The 22123-nt window shown below is 71.0% G+C and carries 18 protein-coding genes and 7 pseudogenes; 12 read left to right on the top strand and 13 right to left on the bottom strand.

The genetic code is table 11. From position 1 onward, the window contains the following. Positions 1-11 precede the first annotated feature (11 nt). From AB3K78_RS07560 to AB3K78_RS07570, 3 genes and pseudogenes are all read left to right on the top strand, one after another. A pseudogene (locus tag AB3K78_RS07560) lies at positions 12-194 on the top strand (hypothetical protein); the annotation flags it as partial. A gap of 118 nt (positions 195-312) precedes the next feature. After that, positions 313-414, top strand: a pseudogene (locus AB3K78_RS07565) (hypothetical protein); the annotation flags it as partial. Positions 415-576: 162 nt separating this feature from the next. Then, positions 577-801: a DUF3107 domain-containing protein gene (locus AB3K78_RS07570; RefSeq protein ID WP_416447142.1), complete on the top strand. Its 225-nt coding sequence runs from the start codon at positions 577-579 to the stop codon at positions 799-801. Between the two features lie 52 nt (positions 802-853). On the opposite strand, the gene AB3K78_RS07575 is transcribed toward AB3K78_RS07570, so the two are convergent. Beyond that, positions 854-2224 carry a bifunctional phosphopantothenoylcysteine decarboxylase/phosphopantothenate synthase gene (locus AB3K78_RS07575; protein ID WP_416447143.1) on the bottom strand — a complete coding sequence of 457 codons (1371 nt, stop codon included), beginning with the start codon at positions 2222-2224 and terminating at the stop codon, positions 854-856. A gap of 38 nt (positions 2225-2262) precedes the next feature. Between AB3K78_RS07575 and AB3K78_RS07580 the strand changes: the two genes are divergently transcribed. Further along, positions 2263-3024, top strand: a complete 762-nt coding sequence (locus tag AB3K78_RS07580; RefSeq protein WP_416447144.1) for an NRDE family protein — start codon at positions 2263-2265, stop codon at positions 3022-3024. Between the two features lie 10 nt (positions 3025-3034). Here AB3K78_RS07580 and AB3K78_RS07585 read toward each other — a convergent pair whose 3' ends face one another. Both AB3K78_RS07585 and AB3K78_RS07590 read right to left on the bottom strand, forming a co-directional pair. Then, positions 3035-4195, bottom strand: coding sequence for a methyltransferase domain-containing protein (locus AB3K78_RS07585; protein WP_416447322.1), 1161 nt, complete (start codon positions 4193-4195; stop codon positions 3035-3037). A 49-nt stretch (positions 4196-4244) separates the two neighbouring features. Further along, the gene (locus tag AB3K78_RS07590) at positions 4245-4964 is read right to left on the bottom strand and encodes a ferritin-like fold-containing protein (RefSeq protein WP_416447145.1); all 720 of its coding nucleotides are present in this window, start codon (positions 4962-4964) and stop codon (positions 4245-4247) included. Positions 4965-5148: 184 nt separating this feature from the next. On the opposite strand from AB3K78_RS07590, the pseudogene AB3K78_RS07595 reads away from it, so the two are divergent. After that, positions 5149-6644 (top strand): annotated as a pseudogene (locus AB3K78_RS07595) (DEAD/DEAH box helicase). An 87-nt stretch (positions 6645-6731) separates the two neighbouring features. Here AB3K78_RS07595 and AB3K78_RS07600 read toward each other — a convergent pair. Beyond that, positions 6732-7589: a PHP domain-containing protein gene (locus tag AB3K78_RS07600; protein WP_416447146.1), complete on the bottom strand. Its 858-nt coding sequence runs from the start codon at positions 7587-7589 to the stop codon at positions 6732-6734. A gap of 60 nt (positions 7590-7649) precedes the next feature. After that, entirely contained in the window at positions 7650-8402 is a 753-nt protein-coding gene (locus tag AB3K78_RS07605; RefSeq protein ID WP_416447147.1) for an SDR family NAD(P)-dependent oxidoreductase, read from the bottom strand. 110 nt (positions 8403-8512) lie between these two features. On the opposite strand from AB3K78_RS07605, the gene AB3K78_RS07610 reads away from it, so the two are divergent. Next, positions 8513-9904 (top strand): aminopeptidase P family protein, encoded by a 1392-nt coding sequence (locus AB3K78_RS07610; protein WP_416447148.1) that lies wholly within the window; start codon positions 8513-8515, stop codon positions 9902-9904. 115 nt (positions 9905-10019) lie between these two features. Then, positions 10020-10361, top strand: a complete 342-nt coding sequence (locus tag AB3K78_RS07615) for a histone-like nucleoid-structuring protein Lsr2 (RefSeq protein ID WP_416447149.1) — start codon at positions 10020-10022, stop codon at positions 10359-10361. A gap of 277 nt (positions 10362-10638) precedes the next feature. Here the strand turns inward: AB3K78_RS07615 and AB3K78_RS07620 are convergent. Together AB3K78_RS07620 and AB3K78_RS07625 are read right to left on the bottom strand one after the other, a co-directional pair. Beyond that, a pseudogene (locus tag AB3K78_RS07620) lies at positions 10639-10917 on the bottom strand (general stress protein); the annotation flags it as partial. A 55-nt stretch (positions 10918-10972) separates the two neighbouring features. Then, positions 10973-12145 (bottom strand): hypothetical protein, encoded by a 1173-nt coding sequence (locus AB3K78_RS07625; protein ID WP_416447150.1) that lies wholly within the window; start codon positions 12143-12145, stop codon positions 10973-10975. A gap of 108 nt (positions 12146-12253) precedes the next feature. Here AB3K78_RS07625 and AB3K78_RS07630 point away from each other — a divergent pair, with 108 nt between their 5' ends. The 3 genes and pseudogenes from AB3K78_RS07630 (at position 12254) to AB3K78_RS07640 (ending at position 15259) form a co-directional block, all read left to right on the top strand. After that, positions 12254-13519 (top strand): magnesium transporter MgtE N-terminal domain-containing protein, encoded by a 1266-nt coding sequence (locus tag AB3K78_RS07630; protein WP_416447151.1) that lies wholly within the window; start codon positions 12254-12256, stop codon positions 13517-13519. Then, positions 13516-14064 (top strand): DUF1003 domain-containing protein, encoded by a 549-nt coding sequence (locus AB3K78_RS07635; protein ID WP_416447152.1) that lies wholly within the window; start codon positions 13516-13518, stop codon positions 14062-14064. Before AB3K78_RS07630 ends, AB3K78_RS07635 begins: the two co-directional genes overlap by 4 nt. Then, positions 14061-15259 (top strand): annotated as a pseudogene (locus tag AB3K78_RS07640) (P-loop NTPase). The gene AB3K78_RS07635 and the pseudogene AB3K78_RS07640 overlap by 4 nt, the downstream one beginning before the upstream one ends. 24 nt (positions 15260-15283) lie before the next feature. On the opposite strand, the gene AB3K78_RS07645 reads toward AB3K78_RS07640, so the two are convergent. Beyond that, entirely contained in the window at positions 15284-15655 is a 372-nt protein-coding gene (locus AB3K78_RS07645; RefSeq protein ID WP_416447153.1) for a twin-arginine translocase TatA/TatE family subunit, read from the bottom strand. Positions 15656-15757: 102 nt separating this feature from the next. Here AB3K78_RS07645 and AB3K78_RS07650 point away from each other — a divergent pair, with 102 nt between their 5' ends. After that, on the top strand, positions 15758-16393 hold the full coding sequence (locus tag AB3K78_RS07650) for an O-methyltransferase (RefSeq protein WP_416447154.1): 636 nt from the start codon (positions 15758-15760) through the stop codon (positions 16391-16393). 132 nt (positions 16394-16525) lie between these two features. Here the strand turns inward: AB3K78_RS07650 and AB3K78_RS07655 are convergent, their stop codons facing one another. After that, positions 16526-16696, bottom strand: coding sequence for a DUF3117 domain-containing protein (locus tag AB3K78_RS07655; protein WP_416447155.1), 171 nt, complete (start codon positions 16694-16696; stop codon positions 16526-16528). Positions 16697-16789: 93 nt separating this feature from the next. Next, positions 16790-17871, bottom strand: a pseudogene (gene dapE, locus AB3K78_RS07660) (succinyl-diaminopimelate desuccinylase). Between the two features lie 59 nt (positions 17872-17930). On the opposite strand from dapE, the pseudogene dapD reads away from it, so the two are divergent. After that, positions 17931-18886 (top strand): annotated as a pseudogene (dapD, locus tag AB3K78_RS07665) (2,3,4,5-tetrahydropyridine-2,6-dicarboxylate N-succinyltransferase). Between the two features lie 300 nt (positions 18887-19186). On the opposite strand, the gene AB3K78_RS07670 reads toward dapD, so the two are convergent. The 3 genes from AB3K78_RS07670 to fdxA form a co-directional block, all read right to left on the bottom strand. After that, positions 19187-20491, bottom strand: a complete 1305-nt coding sequence (locus AB3K78_RS07670; protein ID WP_416447156.1) for a citrate synthase — start codon at positions 20489-20491, stop codon at positions 19187-19189. 158 nt (positions 20492-20649) lie between these two features. After that, a complete protein-coding gene (dapC, locus tag AB3K78_RS07675) occupies positions 20650-21771 on the bottom strand; it encodes a succinyldiaminopimelate transaminase (protein ID WP_416447157.1) in 1122 nt (373 codons plus the stop codon). Between the two features lie 4 nt (positions 21772-21775). Then, positions 21776-22096, bottom strand: a complete 321-nt coding sequence (gene fdxA / locus AB3K78_RS07680) for a ferredoxin (protein WP_046455896.1) — start codon at positions 22094-22096, stop codon at positions 21776-21778. Positions 22097-22123: the final 27 nt, after the last annotated feature.

Consider the following 22123-nt stretch of genomic DNA (forward strand, 5'->3'; position numbering starts at 1 on the left):
ACCGGAGGCCCATGCCCGGCACGGCACCTGCGCTCGGGGCCCGTGGCAGGCTGCGGGACCCGGGGTCGCGGTGGTGGCGGAACGCCGAAGCCGGGATCGCCCCCGTCGAGGCGCTGTTCAACCGCGGACCGTCCCCGGTCGGGGGCGGCTCCGGCGTCGTGAACGCGACCGGTTGGGAACTCCACGAGGGGTACGGCACGACCACGGTGTCCTCGATGCGCATGGTCGTCGACGTGTCCGACTGGGACGCGTCGCAGTGGATCCAATCTCACGGGTGCCAGCGGGCACGCGTTCGATCCTCACTGCACCGATCGGACCGCGGACTGGTCGGCGGTCCGGTCCCGCCCATGGCCGTTCAGCACTGCGGCGGTATCCGCCGCGACCCGCGATACGCTGCGCCTCGAACCCCGCTGAGGTGACCGGGGTCCTGCGCCGACAGCGAACGACGGCGTCCATCCGGGTCCCGGCCCGGGGCTGCGCCATAGACTCTGATCAGATCCGGCGCCCGAGCGCCGGCGGCCCGGCGGGCGCGTCGCTCGGTCCGGACCCGACAGACCACTCACTCAGGAGGCCCCCGTGGAAGTTCGCATCGGCATCATCCAGTCACCGCGCGAGATCAGCTTCGAGACCGACGCGTCGGCGGCCGATCTCCACGCCGCCGTCGAGGCGGCGCTCGAGGGCGGCAAGTCCCTCGTCAGCTTCACCGATGCGAAGTCCCGGCAGTACCTCGTTCCCGCGTCTGCGATCGCCTACGTCGAGATCGGCGGCGACGCCGGGCGCAAGGTCGGCTTCGTCAGCTGACCTCCCGAGGGCGCTCCCGGGCGCACCCAACTGGCGGCCACGCGCCCGGGAATCACTCCCGGCGCGCGGCCGCCAGTTCGTCCACGACCGCGTCGAGGATCGCCTCGGCGACTTCGCGCTTGCTTCCGCCGACCTCGCGCACCATCCGGCCGTCGGCGTCGAGCAGCTGCACGGCGTTCTCCGCCGATTCGAATCCCTGCACCCAGCCGACCGCGTTGACGGCGAGCAGGTCGACCCCCTTGCGCGCGAGCTTGCGGCGCCCGCGCTCCAGCAGTTCGTCGGCGTCCTCGGCGGTCTCGGCGGCGAAGCCGACGATCACCTGGCCCTCGTGCCGGGCGCGCACGAGCCCCACGAGGATGTCGGGATTCTCGACGAGTTCGAGCACGGGAGGAGCGTCGGCTTCCTCCTTGCGCAGCTTGGAGTCCGAGATCTCGGCCACCCGGTAGTCGGCGACGGCCGCGGCCATGATGACCGCATCGGCTCCCGGAGCCGCACCCTGGGCGGCGGCCTCGAGCTCCGCGGCGGTGCCGACCGGAACCACCCGGACGTCGTCGCGCTCGGAGACGTCGGCCAGCACCGCGGCCTCGACGTTCGCCGCGAGCAGCACGACCTTGGCCCCTCGGTCGGCGGCGGCCGCCGCGAGCGCGACACCCTGCTTGCCGCTGGATCGATTGCCGATGTACCGCACGGGGTCGATGGGCTCCCGGGTCCCACCGGCGGTGACGAGCACGCGGACCTCGTCGAGATCGCGGCGGGACGGCACGGCTTCGGCGGGCTCATCCGCGGTGTCCGGCACCGTCGGGCCGGGCACCGCGGTCGCCGCGATGGTCGCGGGCGGCGCGGGGACGCGTTCGGGCTCCGGTGCCGTCGGGTGCGGTTCGGGCGCGCCCGCGGGAGCGCCGTCGAGCAGGGCGAGGGCCTGGGCGAGGATCGTCTCGGGCTCGCTCATGCGGCCGACGCCGCTGTCGTCCCCCGTGAGTCGTCCGCGCTCCGGTCCGGCGAAGTGCACGCCGCGGGAGCGCAGGATCGCGATGTTGTCCTGCGTGGCCGGGTGCTCCCACATCTCGGTGTGCATGGCGGGCGCCACGAGCACCGGGGCCCGGGTCGCGAGCAGCGTCGTGCCGAGCAGGTCGTCGGCGAGCCCGGCGGTCATGCGGGCGAGGGTGTTCGCGGTTGCGGGTGCGACGATGACGAGGTCCGCCCGCTGGCCCAGCGCCACGTGACGCACCTCGGGGACGTCCTCGTGCACGGAGGTCGTCACCGGGTGGCGGCTGATGGCCTCCCACGTGGGCCGGCCGATGAAGCGGAGCGCGGCCTCGGTGGGCACGACGTGCAGTTCGTGCCCGGCCTCGACGAGCAGCCTCGCGAGCAGGACCGACTTGTACGCGGCGATCCCGCCGGTGACTCCGAGAACGATGTTCATGGGTGCCATCATTCCATCCCGCGCTAGACTCCGTCGCCATGTGCACGGTGATCCTCGATGTCCCGACGCGCGCGGACGCGCCGATCCGGCTGCTGGCCGTGCGCGACGAGGATCCGGAGCGCGCGTGGGATCCGCCGGGCGAATGGTGGCCGGAGGAGCGACCGGGTGTCGTCGGCGTGCGGGATCGCCGCGCGAACGGCGCATGGCTCGCGGCCGTGGGGCCGAGCACCGGCGCGGCGCGGCTGGCGGTGCTCCTCAACCGCGGTGAGACGGTGCGCCCTCACGGCTCGGCCCCGCTCGCGTCCCGCGGCGGCATCGTGCTCGACGCGGCGGCGGGGATCGATCCGGACGATCCGCCGGGCACCGCGGCGTTCAACCTCGTCGAGGTCTCGGCCGAGGGCGCGCACGTGACAGAGTGGGGCGGCTCCGGCCTCCGGCGGACTCGGCTCTCACCCGGGGCGCACATGCTCGCCCACGACGGCGTGGACGACCGCGCGACCGCCCGGATCGCCCGCTGGCTGCCGGAGTTCGCGGAGCTGCACGGGAACGCGCCCGAGGCCGAGACGTTCCCGATGTGGCGGGCGCGCTGGATCGAGCTGCTCGCGCGCAGCACCGCACTCGCTCCCGGGGACGACCGGGCGATCATCCGCGACAACCGCGCGCACGGCTACCCCACGCTGTCGCTGCTCGTGTGCGCAGCGGAGGTCGACTCGGACGGCGTCGACCTGGTCACCGCCGCGCTGCGCCGACCGGGGCACTGGGGTTCCCCCGCGTTCGGTGCTCCGCTCGCGCTGCGCTGAGCGACGGAGGTCATCGCCGTTCGAGGCGGACTGCGACCTCCAGGTGCTTCGTGTGCGGGAACATGTCGAACAAGCGTCCCTCGCGCACCGCGTAGGACGGCATGGCCTCCAGGTCGCGTGCCAGCGACTCGGGGTTGCAGCTCGAATAGACGACGTGCGCGATGCCGGAGCGTTCGAGCCAGTCGGAGAGCTCCGGCCCGATGCCGCGCCGGGGCGGATTCACGACGACGAGCTCCGGCATCGGCTCGGAGCCGGCCGGATCCCCGCCCCCGAGTGCGAAGGCCGTGGCGTCCGCGGCGATGAACCGCGCGTGCAGGCCCGCATCCCGTGCGCTCCGACGGGCGGAGCGCACGGCCGCCTCGGTCAGCTCGACGCCGACGACCTCGCGCACCTCGGGCGACCCCGCGGCGGGCTCCGGTTCGGCGCAGTGCAGCGCGAAGCCGCCGACCCCGCAGTAGAGGTCCCAGAGGGAGCGGGGCCGGATCCCGGCGACCCAGCCGGCGACCTGAGCGTAGAGCTCGCGCGCCACCGCGGTGTTGGTCTGGAAGAAGCTCTGCGGCAGCAGGTGCAGGTCGATCGGCCCGAGCCCCATCCGGAGCGAGGAGCCCAGCAACAGCTCTTCGCGCTCCCCCTCGAGCACCGCCTTGTGCTCGGGCAGCAGGTTGACCGAGATCACCGCGGCACGCGGTACGGCCGCACGGATCTCGTCGCGGAGCGAGCGCAGCGCCCGCAGCGCGCGCTCGCTGCGCACGACGAAGCGGAGCATCAGCTCGCCGGACGGCGCCTCGGTCACGTGCACGAACTTCAGCTCGCCTCGGCGCTCGGGCACCGAATAGGGCGGCAGTCCCGTGCCGTCGAGCAGGGCCGCGAGCCGAGGGATCACCGCGGCGATGCCGGGCGACTGGATTGCGCACTCCCGCAGGTCGACACCGCGGCCGTCGGGGCCGAGGATGCCGAGCGAGACCCGACCGGCCCGCCCGCCGACCACGAGTTTCGCGCGATTGCGGAACCCTCGGTCCTCCGCGGTGAACGCGGGCAGCCAGCCGCCTTCGGGCACGCCGGGGAGCAGCTCGACGCAGCGCGCCTGCTTGTCCGCGAGCTGCGAGCCGTAGGGCGTCTCGATCAGGGCGCAGGAGCGGCATTCGCCCGCGACGAAGTAGCGGCACCGCAGCTGCCCCTCCGGCGGCGCGGCCGCCGCGGCGAGCGGGATCCGGGTGCGCTCAGGCTGTGAGCCCAAGCCGGTCCATCCGTCGAATGTGGTCGGCGATCAGCTCGGTGAACACCGGCTCGACCTCGCTCGCGATGAACTCGCGGTGCTCGCTCAGCCCGAGCACCGCCCGGGACACCAGCAGCGTGTCGCCGACGAGGCGCCGGCCCCAGAGCGCGAGCCGATTCGCGAGCTTCGGATCCGCGGCGATCTCGGCGGCGAGCAGCTCGCGCAGGGCGACCCGGCCCGGGTCGTCCTCGAGGATCTCGATCGCCTCGCCGCGGTAGGGGTCGCTCAGGCCCTGCGCGAGGCTCGCGAAGAATCCGTCGAACAGGCCGCCGACGAGATAGAGCGACAGCACGTGCTGGTGCCAGTCGGCGACGTCGATCCGCTCGATGTACGCGTCGATCACCGAGCTGTACGGCTGCATCACGGTGTGCGCTTCCTTGCCGCGTCGCCGGATCTCGTCCGTGAACCGCTGGTGCTTCGCGAGGGTCTGGCCCGCGACACGGGCGAGCACCTCCTTCGCCTCGAGCGTCGCCGCGCCGGAGACGCCGCGCGTCGCCGCTTCGTAGAGCTCCAGCTGCAGGTAGGAGGTCAACCCGAGGAACGGCAGGATCCCGGGGGCGAACTCGGCGAGCTCGACGCGCACCGCCTCGTCGGATTCGCTCCGCGTGCGCATCTTGCGTGCGGGCGCAGACGACTTGCGCAGGTTACGGATCCACTCGAACACCCCGTCAGTGTACCGGCGTCGGAGCTCGGGCCCGGCATAGACTGGTCGCCGTACGCAAATCAGACTGCTGCCGCCGCGGAGCGGCAGCGTGCTCCGCTCGGAAGAGTCGAATCAGCGCGGAGCCGACATCCCACGAGACAGGACGCACGTGACCACTTTCACCGAACTCGGCGTCGACCAGGACATGGTCGACGCGCTCGCCGGGGAGGGCATCGTCGACGCCTTCCCCATCCAGGAGCAGACCATCCCGCTCGCGATCTCGGGCCAGGACATCATCGGCCAGGCCAAGACCGGCACCGGAAAGACCTTCGGCTTCGGCCTCCCGCTGCTGCAGCGCATCGGCACCGATCCGGAGCCCGGCGTGCAGGCCCTCATCGTGGTCCCGACCCGCGAGCTGTGCGTGCAGGTGTTCGAGGACCTGGAGCTGGCCGCGAAGAACCGTGGCGCGACGGTCGTCCCGATCTACGGCGGCAAGGCCTACGAGGGACAGATCGAACAGCTGAAGGCGGGCGCCCAGATCGTCGTCGGCACCCCGGGCCGCCTGCTCGATCTCGCGAGCCAGCGCCTGCTGAACCTCGGCAACGTGCGAGAGATGGTGCTCGACGAGGCCGACAAGATGCTCGACCTCGGATTCCTCGCAGACATCGAGAAGCTCTTCGCGAAGACCCCGCGACGCGGCACACCATGCTGTTCTCCGCCACGATGCCCGGCACCATCGTCACCCTGGCGCGACGCTTCATGTCGAAGCCGATCCACATCCGCGCGACGGACCCCGACGAGGGCCAGATGCAGGCCAACATCGAGCACATCGTCTACCGCGCGCACTCGCTCGACAAGGACGAGGTGATCGGGCGCATCCTGCAGGCGGAGGGCCGCGGCAAGACCGTGATCTTCATGCGCACCAAGCGCGCCGCCGCGAAGCTCCAGGAGGAGCTGACCGATCGCGGCTTCAACGCCGCCTCGGTGCACGGCGACCTCAATCAGGATCAGCGCGAGCGCGCCATGGCCGCCTTCAAGGCCGGCAAGAAGGAGATCCTCATCGCGACCGACGTCGCCGCACGCGGCATCGATGTCGACGACGTCACCCACGTCATCAACCACACGGTCCCCGACGACGAGAAGACCTACCTGCACCGCGTCGGTCGCACCGGCCGCGCGGGTCGCACGGGCATCGCCGTCACCTTCGTCGACTGGGACGACCTGCACAAGTGGGCGCTCATCAACAAGGCGCTGGACTTCGGCGTGCCGGAGCCCGTGGAGACCTACTCCTCGTCACCGCACCTGTTCGAGGACCTGAAGATCCCCGAGGGCACCAAGGGCCGGCTCAAGGCCACCCCGGTGAAGGAACGCGCTCCGCGCAGCGGATCCCGGGCATCCGAGTCGGGCGAGGGCCGCGGCGAAGGCGGATCCCGCACGCGCACCCGCAGCCGTACCCGCAGCGCGAACCCGCAGGGTCGTGGGCGTCACGAGGCGCACGGACACGACCAGCACGGCCACGATTCCGAGGGCGGCGGCGAGCCCGGCGCCCCGCTGCCCGGTTCACCCGAGGAGACCGGCGAGGCGACCGCCCCGCGCAGGCGGCGCCGTCGCCGGCGCGGCGGTGCGGGCCGTTCCGGTTCCGGCGAGGCGCAGGCCTCGACCGAGTCGGCGAACGGCGACGCAGCGCCCTCGGCGGAGTAGCACCGAGTCGCACGCAGGACGCGATGAGCCGGGCCCCGGGGCCCGGCTCATCGCCGTTTCGGGTCGGCCCGGTTCACCTCTCCCGATTCAGCTCGGCGTGGCGAGCCGTTCGCGCAACCGCGCCACGATCTCCTCGCCGGTGGTGCGCTCCCCCAGGCGATTGGCCTTGCCCGCACCGTGGTAGTCGCTCGCCCCGGTGGCTTCGAGGCCGATCGACGCGGCCGAGCGCTCGAGCGGCGGCAACCAGCTCTCGCGGTTCTCGGGATGACTCAGCTCGATCCCCCAGAGCCCGGCGTCCGCGAGCAGGCGGAGCTCGGCATCCGTCACCGGACCCCGCTGGCGGATCGCAGCCGGATGCGCGAGCACGGTGGCTCCCCCGGCCTCCCGAACCATGCGGATCGCATCCCGCGTCGCGACCGCGTAGGTGCCGATGTAGTACCTCGACCCGGGGTGCAGGACGCGCTCGAAGACGGTGCCGCGGTCCGGGAAGTACCCGGCGAGCACGAGCGCGTCGGCGATGTGCGGACGGCCGACGGTGCGCGCGTCGCCATCGCCCACCACGTCCTCCCAGGAGATCGCGTAGTCCCGCGAGAGGCGTCGCACCATCTCCTGCGCGCGCTGCAGACGTGATCGCCGCACCTCGTCGAGCGCCGAGAACAGTTCGGACCCACGCGCTCCAGGATCGATCCCGTAGCCGAGCAGGTGGCGCGACCGGCCGTCGTGCTCGCTCGTGATCTCGATCCCGGGAAGGAAGCCGATGCCGACCGTCGCGGCCGCCTCTCGGGCCTCGTCCCATCCGGCGATCGTGTCGTGGTCGGTCAGGGCGAACCCTCCGAGGCCGAGCGCTGCGGCCTCCCGGGCGATCTCGGACGGACGCGTCGTGCCGTCCGAGAAGGAGGAGTGGGTGTGCAGGTCGAATCCGCCCTGCGACCGCCGTTCTGCCATCCCACCAGTGTAGGGCGTGGCCGGCGGGCGGCGCGGCCACGGTGCCCGCCCCGAGCGCTCCTACTGCGCGGTGTAGCCGCCGTCGACCAGGTGGTAGCTGCCGGTGACGAACGAGGCGGCATCGCTCGCGAGGAACGCCACGAGATGCGCGACCTCCTCGGCACGGCCGAGACGGCCGATGGGGTGCTTCGCGATGAGCGCCGCGCGCGCGGACTCGTCGGCGCCGGCGAGGAGCGGCGTATCGATGTATCCGGGTCCGACCGAGTTCACCCGGACCCCGGCACCCGCGTACTCGAGCGCGGCGGTCTTCGTGAGGCCGACGACCGCGTGCTTCGTGGCCACGTAGGCCGGCGAATACGCGGCGCCCACGCTGCCGAGGATCGAGGCGAGGTTGACCACCGAGCCGCCCCCGTTCGCCGACATCGCCGCGACCTGCGCCCTGGTGCCGCGGAATACCGCGTTGAGATTGACCGAGACGACCCGCTCCCAGTCGGCGTCGGTGTACCCGCCGGTGGGTCCGATGGCGCCGCCGATGCCCGCGTTGTTCACGCCGATCCGCAAGGGGGCGAGTGACTCCGCCGCGAGCACCGTCTCGTCGACGACCCCGGTCGCGGAGGCATCGCCGACGACGGCGACCGCAGTACCTCCCGCACCGACGATCTCGGCGACCACGGCGTCGGCGGCCTCTTCGCTCAGGTCCTGCACCACCACCTTCGCGCCGTTCTCGGCGAGCAGCAGCGCGACCGCGCGTCCGATCCCGGAGCCCGCTCCCGTGACGATCGCCGATCGATCCGCAACATCGTAGGTGGCCATGGTCTTCCTCCGTTCCGCGAGCCCGGGCGGGCCCGGCTGGCCTCACGCTACGCCTCCGAGCTGATATTCGGAGGTGCCCGCCCGGGCGTGCGAAGTGGGAGGATTGCAAAATGACCTCTTCCGAGCAGACCACCCACGAGGTGGAGATCGACAACAGCAACCGCAGCACGACGCCGAAGTCCGAAGCGTTCCTCGACTACATCATGTCGGGATGGGCCGAGCGCACCGACGAGCAGCCCGATTCACGCGAGTCCGCGTCGTTCGCACGCGACCGTCGCGCCCGCCTGTCGGCGCAGTTCCCCGGCCAGCGTCTCGTGATCGCCGCGGGCGCCGCGAAGCAGCGCTCCAACGACACCTTCTACCCGTATCGCCCGCACAGTGCGTTCGCGCACCTGACGGGCTGGGGAGCCGACAGCGAGCCCGGCGCGGTCCTCGTGCTCGATCCCGTGGCCGAGGGCCACGAGGCGACGCTCTATTTCAACGAGCGCGCCGGCCGCGACTCCGAGGAGTTCTTCGCCAATCCCGAGATCGGCGAGTTCTGGATCGGTGCGCGCCCCTCGCTCGCTCAGGTCTCCGCCGACCTCGGCCTGCCCACCGCGCACCTCGCCGAGTTCGCCGCCGCACCCGACGACCGGACCCTCGAGGATCCCGAGCTCGACCGTGCGACCTCGGAGCTGCGCCTCGTGAAGGACGCGTACGAGCTGCGCGAGATGCAGCTGGCGGTCGACGCGACCGCTCGCGGCTTCGACGAGGTGCTCGCAGGTCTCGACCGAGCGGTCGCCGAGACCCGGGGCGAGCGCGTGGTCGAGGGCACCTTCAACCTGCGCGCTCGGCTCGACGGCAACGCCGTCGGTTACGAGACCATCGCCGCTTCGGGCGCCCATGCCTGCACGCTGCACTGGATGCGCAACGACGGCGTCGTCCGCGACGGCGATCTGCTGCTGCTCGATGCGGGCGTCGAGGTGGATTCGCTCTACACCGCGGACATCACCCGCACGATCCCGATCTCGGGAACGTTCTCGCCCGTGCAGCGGAAGGTCTACGAGACCGTGCTCGAGGCCGCCGATGCCGCACGCGCGATCGTCAGGCCCGGAATCCGGTTCAGCGAGGTGCACGACGCCGCGATGGCCGTGATCGAGCGCCGCACGCGCGAATGGGGATTCCTTCCCGAGGATTCCGGCGACGATGCTCCGGCCTATCACCGCCGCTACATGGTGCACGGCACGAGTCATCATCTGGGACTCGATGTGCACGATTGCGCGGCCGCGCGACGCGATCACTATTACGAGGGCGTGCTCGAACCGGGAATGGTCTTCACCATCGAGCCCGGCCTGTATTTCCAGCCCGATGATCTCACCGTGCCGGAGGAATTCCGCGGTATCGGAATACGAATCGAGGACGATATCGTCGTCACGGAAAACGGATGCGTAAACCTTTCCTCCGCTATTCCCCGGACCGCCGACGACGTCGAAAGCTGGGTGCGGGGCGCCCGCAATTCCTAACATTCGTCAGGGATATAGATTACATTTCAAGTAATGCGAAATATTCAGCGATCTCGGCTATATTTGCCGCGAGGGATCCGGAGAAGACCGGATTTCATTCGCGAAGGAGACAGCAATGGCAAAGCGGATCACCGAGATCCTCGTCGATGACCTCGACGGCACCGAACTGACGGACGGCGCAGGAGAGACGGTGCGCTTCTCGCTCGACGGCACCGCGTACGAGATCGATCTCTCGGAGGCGCACGCGGCCGAGCTGCGCGAGGCGTTCGCACCGTTCGTCAAGGTCGCCCGCAAGGCGTCCTCGGCTCCCCGCGGCCGCGCCGCTCAGCGCTCCTCGCGCGGCGCGTCGAACGCGGGCGCCGTGCGCGAGTGGCTGCGCGAGCAGGGTCACGAGGTTCCCGATCGCGGGCGCATCCCGGGCAAGCTCCTCGCGATCTACGAGGCCGCCCAGGGCTGAATCGGCTCAGCAGTACCGAGTCGCTGGAACGGGGATAGCGGGATCCGCTATCCCCGTTCCGCGTTCTCGGGGAGGTCAGCACGCGCCGGGCCTCACCGACCAGTTCCGCCGAAGTAATCAGGTCGTACCGCGTCGCGACCATCTGCGACACCGACGAGAAGTCGCGGCGATTCCGATTCATCGCGTAGGACAGCACGCCGAAGAGCATTCCGAAGCCGGCTCCGATCACGATGGCGGCGATGAACACACCGAAGATCGATGCGTTCTCCGGCTGGAAGATGAAGAGCAGGATCGACAGGAATACGCCGAGATATGCTCCCGAAGACGCGCCGACCATGGCGACGCGGCCGTAGGTGAGCCGTCCGGTCACGCGCTCGACGCTGCGCAGCCCGTTTCCGACGATGGAGACTTCCGCTACCGGAAAGCGGGCGCGCGCGAGGAGATCCACCGCGTGCTTCGCATCGGCGTAGTGCTCGTAGGTCGAGACCACCTCGCCGGTCGGAAGTTCCGGCATGAGAAGGGCTCGGCGCGCGGCGCTCGGATTGGGGCTGCTCATGAGTGCATTCTCCCATTCCCGCCTCCGAGGTTGCGAAATCCCCCGCCGAATCGATTCAGCGGGCGGCGAACGCGACCACCGCCTGCGGATATCCGGCGACCGGCTGCCGCCGCTCGCGGAGGTCGCGCACGCGCACGTGGGTGATCCCGTCCCAGCCGGCGTCCCGCGTGTTGCCCCCGGCGACCGCGGCCCAGTCCTCGCCCTCCGCGTCGCGCCACACCGCGACCGTCTCGTGCGGAACCGGGAGCGGCGCGATCCGCTCGACGCCGCTGTCGAGGTCGAGCACCGACAGGTTGGGTTCCCCGGTCGCGTTGCCGAACGCACCCGTGCCGACGGTCACCAGCAGGCGGTCGGAGCGGACCGTGCCGTGCGCGTGCGAATTCGCCCGGCTCTGCAGCGCGTTCTCGGTACGCCCCGTGCGCGGGTCGAGCCGGACCACGGTCTTCCCCTGCACCGGGAGCAGGATCGTGCCGTCCGCGTCGACCGCACCGTAGTGGGGTTTCTCCCACGAGGCGAGTCCTCCCTCGGTCCCGAACGGCGCGATCCGATGCTCCTGCGCCTCCAGGGTCCGCGCATCGACGACCGTCACTGAGAAGGTGTCGTGGTCGACGGTCGCGGCCCAGGACCCGTCCGGAGCGACCAGGACGTCGAACGGGCGCCCGCCGACTCGAGCGGAGCCGACGAAGCGGCCGCTCGCAGCGTCGAAGACCTCCAGGTAGGCCCGCGGCTCGTCCGTGCCGACCGCGACGTAGACCCGCGATCCGTCCGGCGACACGGCGAGACCGAGGCCGCCCGCACGGTACTCCCCCGTGCCGATCCGCGGTGCCGGATGCTGGTACTGCACGAGCGCCGAGCGCTCGGCGGCGCCCAGATCGATCACGGCGAGCCCTTCGGCGGTAGCCGCGTACCCCCGGTTCCCGTCGGGCGCGACGCCCACGCCCCAGGGCGATGCTCCCGCCCGGATCCGGGTGATCCCCGCTTCGCCGTCGACCGCCGGATCGACGACCGCGACGGAGTCCCCGTGGGCGAGCGAGGCGAGCAGCAGCGCCCGCGGCGCGGGCGCCGGAGGCTCTGCCGACTCGACGCCCGGAGTGGGACGCGTCGGGGCAGGCACGGGCCCGGGGCGACCCGATCCGCGCTCGGGGGCGCAGCCGAGCAGCGGCAGCACCGCGAGCGCGGAGGCCGCGATGAACCCCCTCCTGGAGACCCGTTCCGTCGATCCGTGCATGCTCCCATCTTCGATCGCCGAGGCGCGGAGCGCCTCAACCGATCGATTGGTCCTGAGCGTTCGATCCCTGGTGCCCCGAAGCGGCGCCCGGCCCACTACCGTAGAGGGGTGAGCAGTTCGAGGATCTTCGTAGGCCGCCTCGCCGGGCGCGGGGTGTTCGATCCCGTCGGCGACCGGATCGGCAAGGTGCGCGACGTGCTGGTGGTCTACCGAGCGGCGAGCGCGCCGCGCGTGGTGGGCCTGATCGTCGAGATCCCCGGCAGACGCCGGGTGTTCGTGCCCATCGGCCGGATCACCTCGATCGGCGCCGGGCAGATCATCGCGACCGGCCTCATCAACGTGCGACGCTTCGAGCAGCGCGGCGGGGAGACCCGCATGATCGCCGAGATGATCGGCCGGGAGGTCAAGCTCGTCGAGGGCGGCCGCGACGCCGTGATCGAGGATGCCGCGATCGATCGCACCCGGTCCGGCGAGTGGATCGTCTCCGAGCTCTTCGTCCGCACCTCCAAGCCCGCGGCGACCTTCTCGCGCGGCGAGGCCCGGATCGTGAAGTGGGCCGATGTCCGCCTCCCGACCGACCCGTCGTCCGCGCAGTCGGCCGAGCTCCTGATCCAGACCCTCGTCGATCTCAAGCCGGCCGACCTCGCGGAGGCGCTGCTCGAACTGCCGCAGCCCCGCATGCTCTCGGTGGTCGAGGAACTGCCGGACGAACTCGTCGCCGACGCGCTCGAGGAGATGGTCGAGGCCGACCAGCTCGCCCTGCTCAAGCTGCTGCCCCCGTCGCGCACCGCCGACGTGCTCGACCGCATGGAGCCCGACGACGCCGCCGACCTCATCTCGGCGCTGCCCGCGGCCGAGGGCGAGGAACTGCTCGACCTGATGGAGCCCGAGGAGGCGGAGGACGTCCGCCGGCTCCTCGAGTACGACGCCGACACGGCCGGCGGTCTCATGAGCCCCGCGCCCATCGTGCTGTCCGCCGAGGCCAGCGTCGCCGAGGGCCTCGCAATGATCCGCCGCGCCGAGATCCCGCCTGCGATGGCCTCGGCGGTCTACGTCACGCACCCGCCCTACGAGACGCCCACCGGCGAGTATCTCGGGATGGCGCACTTCCAGCGCATGCTGCGGTTCCCGCCGCACGAGCGCCTCTCGGCTCTGCTCGATACCGAGATCGAGGCGATCCCGGTGCGGGCGAGCGCCGCCGAGGTGGCCCGGCGCCTCGCGAGCTACGACCTCGTGGCCCTGCCGATCGTCGACGAGCAGGACCACCTCGTCGGCGTGGTCACGATCGACGACGTGCTCGACCACCTGCTGCCGGACGACTGGCGTCACGCCGACGACGAAGCGCCGCACCCGAGGAACGGAGCGGCGCGATGATCTGGTTCCGCAGGAAGGACGCGGCGGGGCTCGACGCTCCGCGCGCGGCCGGTGGTCGCGTCGCGCGGGATCGCGACGTCTCGAACAACGAGGTGTTCGGTCGCTGGACCGAGGGGATCGCCCGCGGCATGGGCACGCCGTGGTTCCTCCTGCTGCTCAGCGCGTTCTGCCTCGCCTGGCTGGTCTGGAACACCGTCGCCCCCGAGGCCTGGCGGTTCGACTCCGCGGCGCTGGGCTTCACGGCGCTCACGCTCATCCTCTCGCTGCAGGCCTCCTACGCGGCGCCGATGATCCTGCTCGCGCAGAACCGGCAGGACGACCGCGACCGCGTGCAGATCGAGCAGGATCGGCAGCGCGCCGAGCGCAACCTGGCCGATACCGAGTTCCTCGCCCGCGAGGTCGTCGCGCTGCGTCTCGCGATCAAGGACCTGCCCGACCGCGACTTCGTCCGTACCGAGCTCCGCGCGCTGCTCGCCGAGCTCGCCGCGGAGGAGGAGTCCGACGACGACGCGACGGGGGACGCCGGACGGGCGGACGCACGATGACCGGCGAGGATCCCCTGGTCTCGCAGGCACGCGAGCGCGCCGACGCCTCGCCCCTCGAGGCGGCCGTCTGGAACGCGCTCGACGGTGTCAAGGACCCCGAGATCCTGCGTCCCGTGACCGAGCTCGGAATGGTCGACTCGGTGCAGGTCCTTCCCGAGGGCACGGCTCGTGTCGGCATCGCCCTGACGATCGCGGGCTGCCCGGCCGCCCGGCGGATCGAATCCGAGGTGCACGAGGCCGCGGGTCGTACCGCGGGGATCGCCTCGGCGGAGGTTTCAGTGCGCGTCATGTCGCCCGAGGAACGCCGCGCATTCACGGAGCGGGTCCGCGGCGATCGCGCGAAGCGCCCCCAGCAGTTCGGCCCCGATTCTTTGACCCGCGTGATCGCGGTGACGAGCGGCAAGGGCGGCGTCGGCAAGTCGTCGCTCACCGCGGGCCTCGCGGTGGCTCTCGCGGCTCAGGGCCTCCGCGTCGGACTCATCGACGCCGACGTGTTCGGGTTCTCGATCCCGGGCATCCTCGGGCTCAGCCGCGACGGCCGCGTCGAAGGACCGACCCGCGTCGACGACCTGATCCTTCCCCCGTCGCGCACGGTGTGAAGGTTATCTCGATCGGCATGTTCCTCGGCGAGCAGGACCCCCGTTCCACCGCGGTCTCGTGGCGCGGACCGATGCTGCATCGCACCATGGAGCAGTTCCTGCGCGACGTCTGGTTCGGCGATCTCGACGTGCTCCTGCTCGATCTGCCGCCCGGGACGGGCGACATCGCTATCAGCCTCGGCCAGCTGCTCCCCCACGCCGAGGTGCTCGTCGTGACGACGCCGCAGGAGGCCGCGGCCGATGTCGCCGTGCGCAGCGCGCTCGTCGCACGGCAGACCGGTCAGCGGGTCATCGGCGTGGTCGAGAACATGGCCGGGCTCCTCCAGCCCGACGGCACGGTGCTCGACCTCTTCGGGTCGGGTGGCGGAGAGCTCGTGGCCGCGCGCCTGAGCGACGAAGAGCACGGGACGGTGCCGCTCCTCGGCAGCGTGCCGCTCAGTCCCGGCTTCCGCGCCAGTGGCGACGCGGGATCGCCGGCGGTCATCTCGCTTCCGGAGGATCCCGCTGCGCGCGAAGTGCTGCACATCGCCTCGGTGCTCGCGGTGCGCCCGCGGGGCCTGGCCGGGCGCTCGCTCGGCATCTCGCCCGCCGGCTGACCCGGCGACTGACCCGGCGACCGCTCAGGTCGCTTCGTCGTCGAAGTGGAAGCCGACCGCCGTGCCGTCCGGGTGTAGTTCGCCGACGCGCGGCGTACGCGCGGCCTCGGTCTGCGAGCGACGGATCTCGGCGCGCGCCTCGCGCTCGTCCTCCAGTAGGGCGTCGCGGATGATGCGGCGGGGATCGTACTGGCGGGGGTCGAGCTGCTTCCAGTCGACATCGTCGTACTCGGGACCCATCTCCTCGCGCAGCCGATCCTTCGCGCCGTCCGCCATGCGCTTGACGCCGCGGGTGAGCTCGCCGAGCTTCTTCGCGTAGCCGGGCAGGCGCTCCGGACCGAGCACGAACATGGCGATCACGAGAATCACCAGGATCTTATCGATCGTCAGGCCCATAACCACCCATCGTACTGTGCTCAGCCGCGTGTTCGCGCAGTTCTCGGGCCTCTCGGCCCTACTCTGGACTGCAGGGCCCCGAGCCCGAACGAAGCTGGAGGAATGGTGAGCCGTCTCGAACGCAATTGGCAGTACGCGGAGCAGTACCCGACCGAGACCGACGCGCAGGTCCGGGCACGCCGCCTGTCGCTCGAGCTCGGTATCGAGCCGGTGAGCCGCGCGGTCGCAGCGCAGCTCTCGGGCCTCGCGGTCATGAGCGGCGCCCGCGCGATCTGCGAGATCGGCACCGGCGTCGGCGTCAGCGGGCTCGCTCTGCTGCGCCACGTCCCCGAGGCGACCCTCACCTCGATCGAGATCGAATCCGAGCACCTGCGGCAGGCCCGTGCGGCGTTCGCGGGCGCCGGCATCGCCGCGGCCCGCCTGCGCCTCATCGAGGGCGACGCCTCCCAGGTGCTGCCCCGCCTCAACCTCGGTGCCTATGACCTCGTGCTCATCGACGCGGAGCCCGAGCGCCTGCTCGAGTACCTGGAGCACGCGCTGACCATCGTGCGCGCCGGCGGCACGGTCGTGATCCCCGGCGCGTTCTCCCGCGGCCGGGTCACCGACCCCGCGGCACGCGACGAAGCCACGCACGTCCTGCGCGACCTGCTCGCGACCGTCGCCGAATCGGCGGCGATCGTCCCCGTGCTCACTCCCGCGGGCGACGGACTGCTGACCCTCACCCGCCTCGACGGCTGATCCGTCTCGCGGGCACCGGCCCGCCTCACGAGCGCCGCGGAGGCGGGTCCGCGCCGCGGAAGCCCCGCGAACGACGAACGGCCCCGGCGAATCCTGCGATTCGCCGGGGCCGTTCAGGTGTCGGTGGGGCGCTCAGCCGTCGAGCACGGCGCTGAGCACGTCGCGCAGCTCTGCGGCCTCGGTGTCGTTGACCGAGACCACCAGGCGGCCACCGCCCTCGAGCGGGACACGGACCACGATGACGCGGCTCTCGCGCACCGCTTCCATCGGCCCGTCTCCGGTCCTCGGTTTCATTGCCGCCATGACGCCTCCTCTGCGAGTGAGTGGAACAGGGATTTCCCCTACGTTTCTATTATCGCGGAGCACCGATGCCAAATGGAAATCGGATCGTCATACTCAACGATTCAACCAATTGCGCAGCGCGCGCTCCGTCGCCTCGATCTGCGCGATCGGGACCCGCTCGTCGTCCGCGTGCGCCAGCAGCGGATTCCCCGGCCCGAAATTGACCGCGGGAATTCCGAGTCCCGAGAAACGCGAGACATCGGTCCAGCCGAGCTTCGCGACGGGCGGAGCCCCGACCGCCTCGACGAACTGCTGCGCGAGCGGCGCGTCCAGCCCGGGACGCGCGCCCGGCGCCCGGTCGACGATCTCCACCGCATCGGCGTCGGCGAAGAACGCACGGATCATGCTCTCGGCCTCGGCGAGGTCCCGGCTCGGCGCGAAGCGGTAGTTGACCTCGATCTCGCAGTGGTCCGGGATGACGTTGCCCGCGACCCCGCCCACGATCCGCACCGCGTTCAGCCCCTCGCGGTATTCGAGCCCGTCGACGAGCACACGCTCGGCCTCGAACTCGCCCAGTCGCTCCAGCGCCGCTCCGGCCCGATGGATCGCGTTCACGCCCATCCAGCTGCGCGCGGAGTGCGCGCGCTTGCCGGTGTAGCTCACCAGAGCCCGCATGGTGCCGTTGCAGCCGCCCTCGATCGTGCCGTTCGAGGGCTCGCCCAGGATCGCGAAGTCCGCGGCGAACAGCTCGGGACGATTGCGCAGCGCGCGCCCCAGGCCGTTGAGCTCGGACGAGACCTCCTCGTGGTCGTACCAGATCCAGGTCAGGTCGACAGCGGGGTTCTGCAGCTCGACCGCGAGCACGAGCTGCACGGCGACGCCGGCCTTCATGTCCACCGTTCCGCGACCCCAGATCACGGCTTCCCCGGTCTCGGGGTCCCGTTCGTCCCGCACCGGCAGGTTCCCGTTCACCGGCACCGTATCCAGGTGACCGGCGATCGCCACGCGACGCTCCCGGCCGAGCCCGGTACGCGCGATGACGGTGTCGCCGTCGCGCGTCACGGTCAGGTGCGGCGCGCGTTCGGCGAGTACCGCCTCGACCGCGTCCGCGATCGCCCGCTCCTCCCCGAGACGGAGAAGATATTGCAGAGCTGACGGGTCAGATCGACGGAACCGAGGCTGGGATCGAGGGCGATATCACTCACTCGATCCAGCCTACGCCGTCCCGCCCCTCCGGCTTCGCTACCCTGGTCACATGACGACTTCCCGTGCAGCCTGGGCCGTAGGCCTCGCCACCGTCGCGTTCGACGGCACCGTACTCGACGCCTGGTTCCCCGCGCCGCAGCTCGGCGCCCGCCCCGAGACCCGCGACCCCTGGATCGCGCCGGCCGAGCTCGAAGCGCTCGAGGGGCGCGACGAGCTCCGCGAGGTGGAGCTGCGCATCGTGCAGCTCGAGATCGATCTCGACGCCGCACCCGCTTCCACCGAGGACGCCTACCTGCGCCTGCACCTCCTCTCGCACTGCCTCGTGCAGCCCAACACGATCTCGCTCGACGGCATCTTCGGCGCGCTCCCGAACAACGCCTGGACCCCCGCAGGGCCCATGCAGCCCGAGCGCTACGCGGCCAAGCTGCCCGCGCTCCGCCGCGCGGGCCTCACCGCTGTCGGCATCGACAAGTTCCCCGGCTCACCGACTACGTCGTTCCCGCGGGCGTGCGCATCGCCGACACCTCGCGCGTGCGCCTCGGCGCGCACCTCGCGCCGGGCACCACGATCATGCACGAGGGCTTCGTCAACTTCAACGCGGGAACCCTCGGCACCTCGATGGTCGAGGGACGCATCTCGCAGGGCGTCGTCGTGGGCGAGGGATCCGACATCGGCGGCGGCGCTTCCATCATGGGCACGCTCTCGGGCGGCGGCACCGAGCGCATCAGCATCGGCGAGCGCGCGCTGCTCGGCGCGAACTCCGGCATCGGGATCTCGATCGGCGACGACAGCGTCGTCGAGGCCGGCCTCTACGTGACCGCTGGCACCAAGGTCGTGCTCCCCAAGGGCACCGTCGATTCCCAGGGCGAACCGGTCGAGGTCAAGGCCGTCGAGCTCTCCGGCGTCGCGAAGCTCCTGTTCCGCCGCAACTCCCGCACGGGTGCCGTCGAGGCGCTACCGCGCGAGGGCACGGGCATCGAGCTCAACGCGGCGCTGCACGCGTAGGGGTCGTCGCCGTTCGGCCGGACTCAGCGTCGTCGGTGACAGCGTTCAGACTGAGATCGGCGTTCAGACTGAGATTTCCTTCACGAATCTCAGTCTGAACGCCGATCTCAGTGTGAACGCTGATCCCGGTGCTCCACGCTGCGCGCCCGGAAGGAGATTCGGCTGCGGAAGGAGTATCCTCGCGATCCGGTCCTTCTGAGGCCGGATCTCCTTCTGCAGCAGCACCCCAGCGTCGAGATCAGCCTGCGCTTGCCGCTCGCGTGCGTCCCAGGGACCACGATGCGCACGCCCGGCACCGGCTTATCGGTCGAGGTGACGCTCGGGCGAGCCCGTGTACAGCTGCTGCGGGCGGCCGATCTTGGTCTGCGGATCGAGTCGCGCTTCGCGCCACTGCGCGATCCAGCCGGGCAGGCGGCCGATGGCGAACAGCACCGTGAACATCCGGGTCGGGAAGCCCATGGCCTTGTAGATGACGCCGGTGTAGAAGTCGACGTTCGGGTAGAGCTTGCGCTCCTTGAAGTAGTCGTCCTCGAGGGCGATCTGCTCGAGTTCCTGCGCGAGGCCGAGCAGCGGATCGTTGACTCCGAGCTCTTCGAGAACCCGGCCGGCGCTCTCCTTCACGATGCGAGCGCGGGGATCGTAGTTCTTGTAGACGCGGTGCCCGAAGCCCATGAGCTTCACGCCGTCCTCCTTGCGCTTGACCTTCTCCACGAAGGTCTGCACGCTCTGGCCGGAGTCGCGGATCTGGGCGAGCATGTCGAGCACGGCCTCGTTCGCACCGCCGTGCAGCGGGCCGGAGAGCGCGTTGATGCCCGCGGACACCGAGGAGAACATGTTGGCGCCGGTGGAGCCGACGAGACGCACGGTCGAGGTCGAGGCGTTCTGCTCGTGATCGGCGTGCAGGATGAGGAGCTTGTCGAGCGCGTCGACCAGCACCGGGTTCATGATGTACGGCTCCGCCTTGTTACCGAAGTTCAGGCGCAGGAAGTTCTCGACGAAGCCGAGCTCGTTCTTCGGATAGAGGAACGCCTGGCCGATGGTCTTCTTGTGCGCGTAGGCGGCGAGAACGGGGAGCTTCGCGAGCAGGCGGATGGTGTTCACCTCGACGAACTCGGGCACCGTGGTGTCGAGCGAGCTCTCGTAGTAGGTGGACATGGTCTGCAGGCCGCCCGAGAGCACCGCCATGGGGTGCGCGGTGTGCGGCACCGCCTCGAAGTAGTAGCGCATGTCTTCGTGCAGCAGCGTGTGGCGGCGGATGTTCTCGGTGAACGACTCGAGCTCCGTCTCGCTGGGCAGCTCGCCGTAGATCAGCAGGTAGGCGACTTCGAGGAAGCTCGACTTCTGCGCGAGTTCCTCGATCGGGTAGCCGCGATAGCGCAGGATCCCCTGATCGCCGTCGATGTAGGTGATCTCGGACTTGGTGGACGCCGTGTTGACGAACCCGTAGTCGAGCGCGGTGTGGCCGGTCTGGCGCGTGAGCGTGCTCACGTCGATCGCCGGATGCCCGTCGACCGCCGGGACGAGCGGCAGGTCCGCCGTGCCTCCCGAAGGCAGCGTGAGCTTCGCGGTCGCGGCAGCGTTCGAGCCGGAGTTCGTATCGGTCACGTCGTCTCCTTGTGAGGTCGTCAGTGAAGCGGAACGGGCTGGGTGCAGTGCGTTCCCCTCCACCCTATCCGGTTCGGCGGGAGCGCGACCCTCGGGTGCCCTTCCAGCAGAGTATCTTGACGTCGAGCAAAATGTCGATTCGGCTCGCGCGCCGCAGCTCAGGCCGCCCGGGTCGCGTTCGAGCTGCCGGACAGTCGCATCGCGGCCTCGGCGACCGATTCGTCGCTCGCGGTGAGCGCGAAGCGCACGTGCTGCGGGGAGTGGGCGCCGTAGAAGTGCCCCGGCCCGACGATGATCCCCAGTTCCGCGAGGGCGGCGACCGACTCCCAGGCGTCCTCGTCGCGCGTCGCCCAGAGGTAGAGGCCGGCCTCGCTGCGCTCGATCCGGAACCCCGCCGCCTCGATCGCCGGACGCAGCACGGCTCGGCGCGCGATGTAGCGCCCCCGCTGCTCGACGACGTGCGCTTCGTCCTCGAGCGCCGCGATCATGGCGGCCTGCACGGGCGCGGGCAGCATCAGGCCCGCGTGCTTGCGCACGGTCAGCAGGCGCTGCACCAGGGCCGGGTCCCCCGCCAGGAACGCGGCGCGGTATCCGGCGAGGTTCGACTGCTTGCTCAGCGAGTAGACGCTCAGCACGTCGCGGTGGTCGTCGCCCACGACCCTCGGGTCGAGGATCGACGGGATCGGCTCCGCGTCCCACGGGGCATCCCAGCCGAACTCGGCGTAGCATTCGTCTCCGGCGATCACCGCGCCCAGATCGCGCGCCCGCTCGACCGCGGCCCGCAGGCGATCGACGCTCTGCACCGCGCCGTCGGGGTTGCCGGGCGAGTTCACCCACACGAGACGGGTGTGCTCCGGCCAGTCCGCCGGATCATCGGCCGCGATCGCGTCGGCTCCGACGAGCGCGGCGCCCATCGCGTAGCTCGGATAGGCGATGCGAGGGAATACGACGGCCTCCCCCGCACCGATGCCGAGCAGGAAGGGCAGCAGCGCGACCAGTTCCTTCGACCCGACGGTCGGCAGCACCGCCGACGGGGCGAGGGTCACGCCGCGGCGCCGTGCGAACCAGTCGGCGATCGCCTCGCGCAGCTTCGGGCTTCCGGCGGTCGCCGGGTAGGCGTGGGCGTCGGTGGCTGCTGCGAGCGCCTCGCGCACCGTCGCGGGCGTCGGATCGACCGGCGACCCGACCGAGAGGTCGACGGCGCCCCGGGGATGGGCGGCCGCGCGCTCGGCGTAGGGCGCCATCGCATCCCAGGGGTAGTCGGGAAGCGGTCCGCGCATCGGGTCAGGACCCCTGCGCGGGCAGTGCCGCGATGATGGGGTGGTCGAAGTCGTAAGCGCCGACCTTGGCCGCACCGCCGGGCGAGCCGATCTCGTCGAAGAACTCGACGTTGGCCTTGTAGTAGTCGGCCCAGACCTCGGGCAGGTCGTCCTCGTAGTAGATGGCCTCGACCGGGCAGACGGGCTCGCAGGCGCCGCAGTCGACGCATTCGTCGGGGTGGATGTAGAGCGAGCGCTCGCCCTCGTAGATGCAGTCGACGGGGCACTCGTCCACGCACGCGCGATCCTTCACGTCCACGCACGGGAGCGCGATCACATACGTCACGACGTCCGCCTTTCCTCGACCGTTCCG

Source organism: Leucobacter sp. HNU, from assembly GCF_047946755.1.
Lineage (GTDB): Bacteria > Actinomycetota > Actinomycetes > Actinomycetales > Microbacteriaceae > Leucobacter.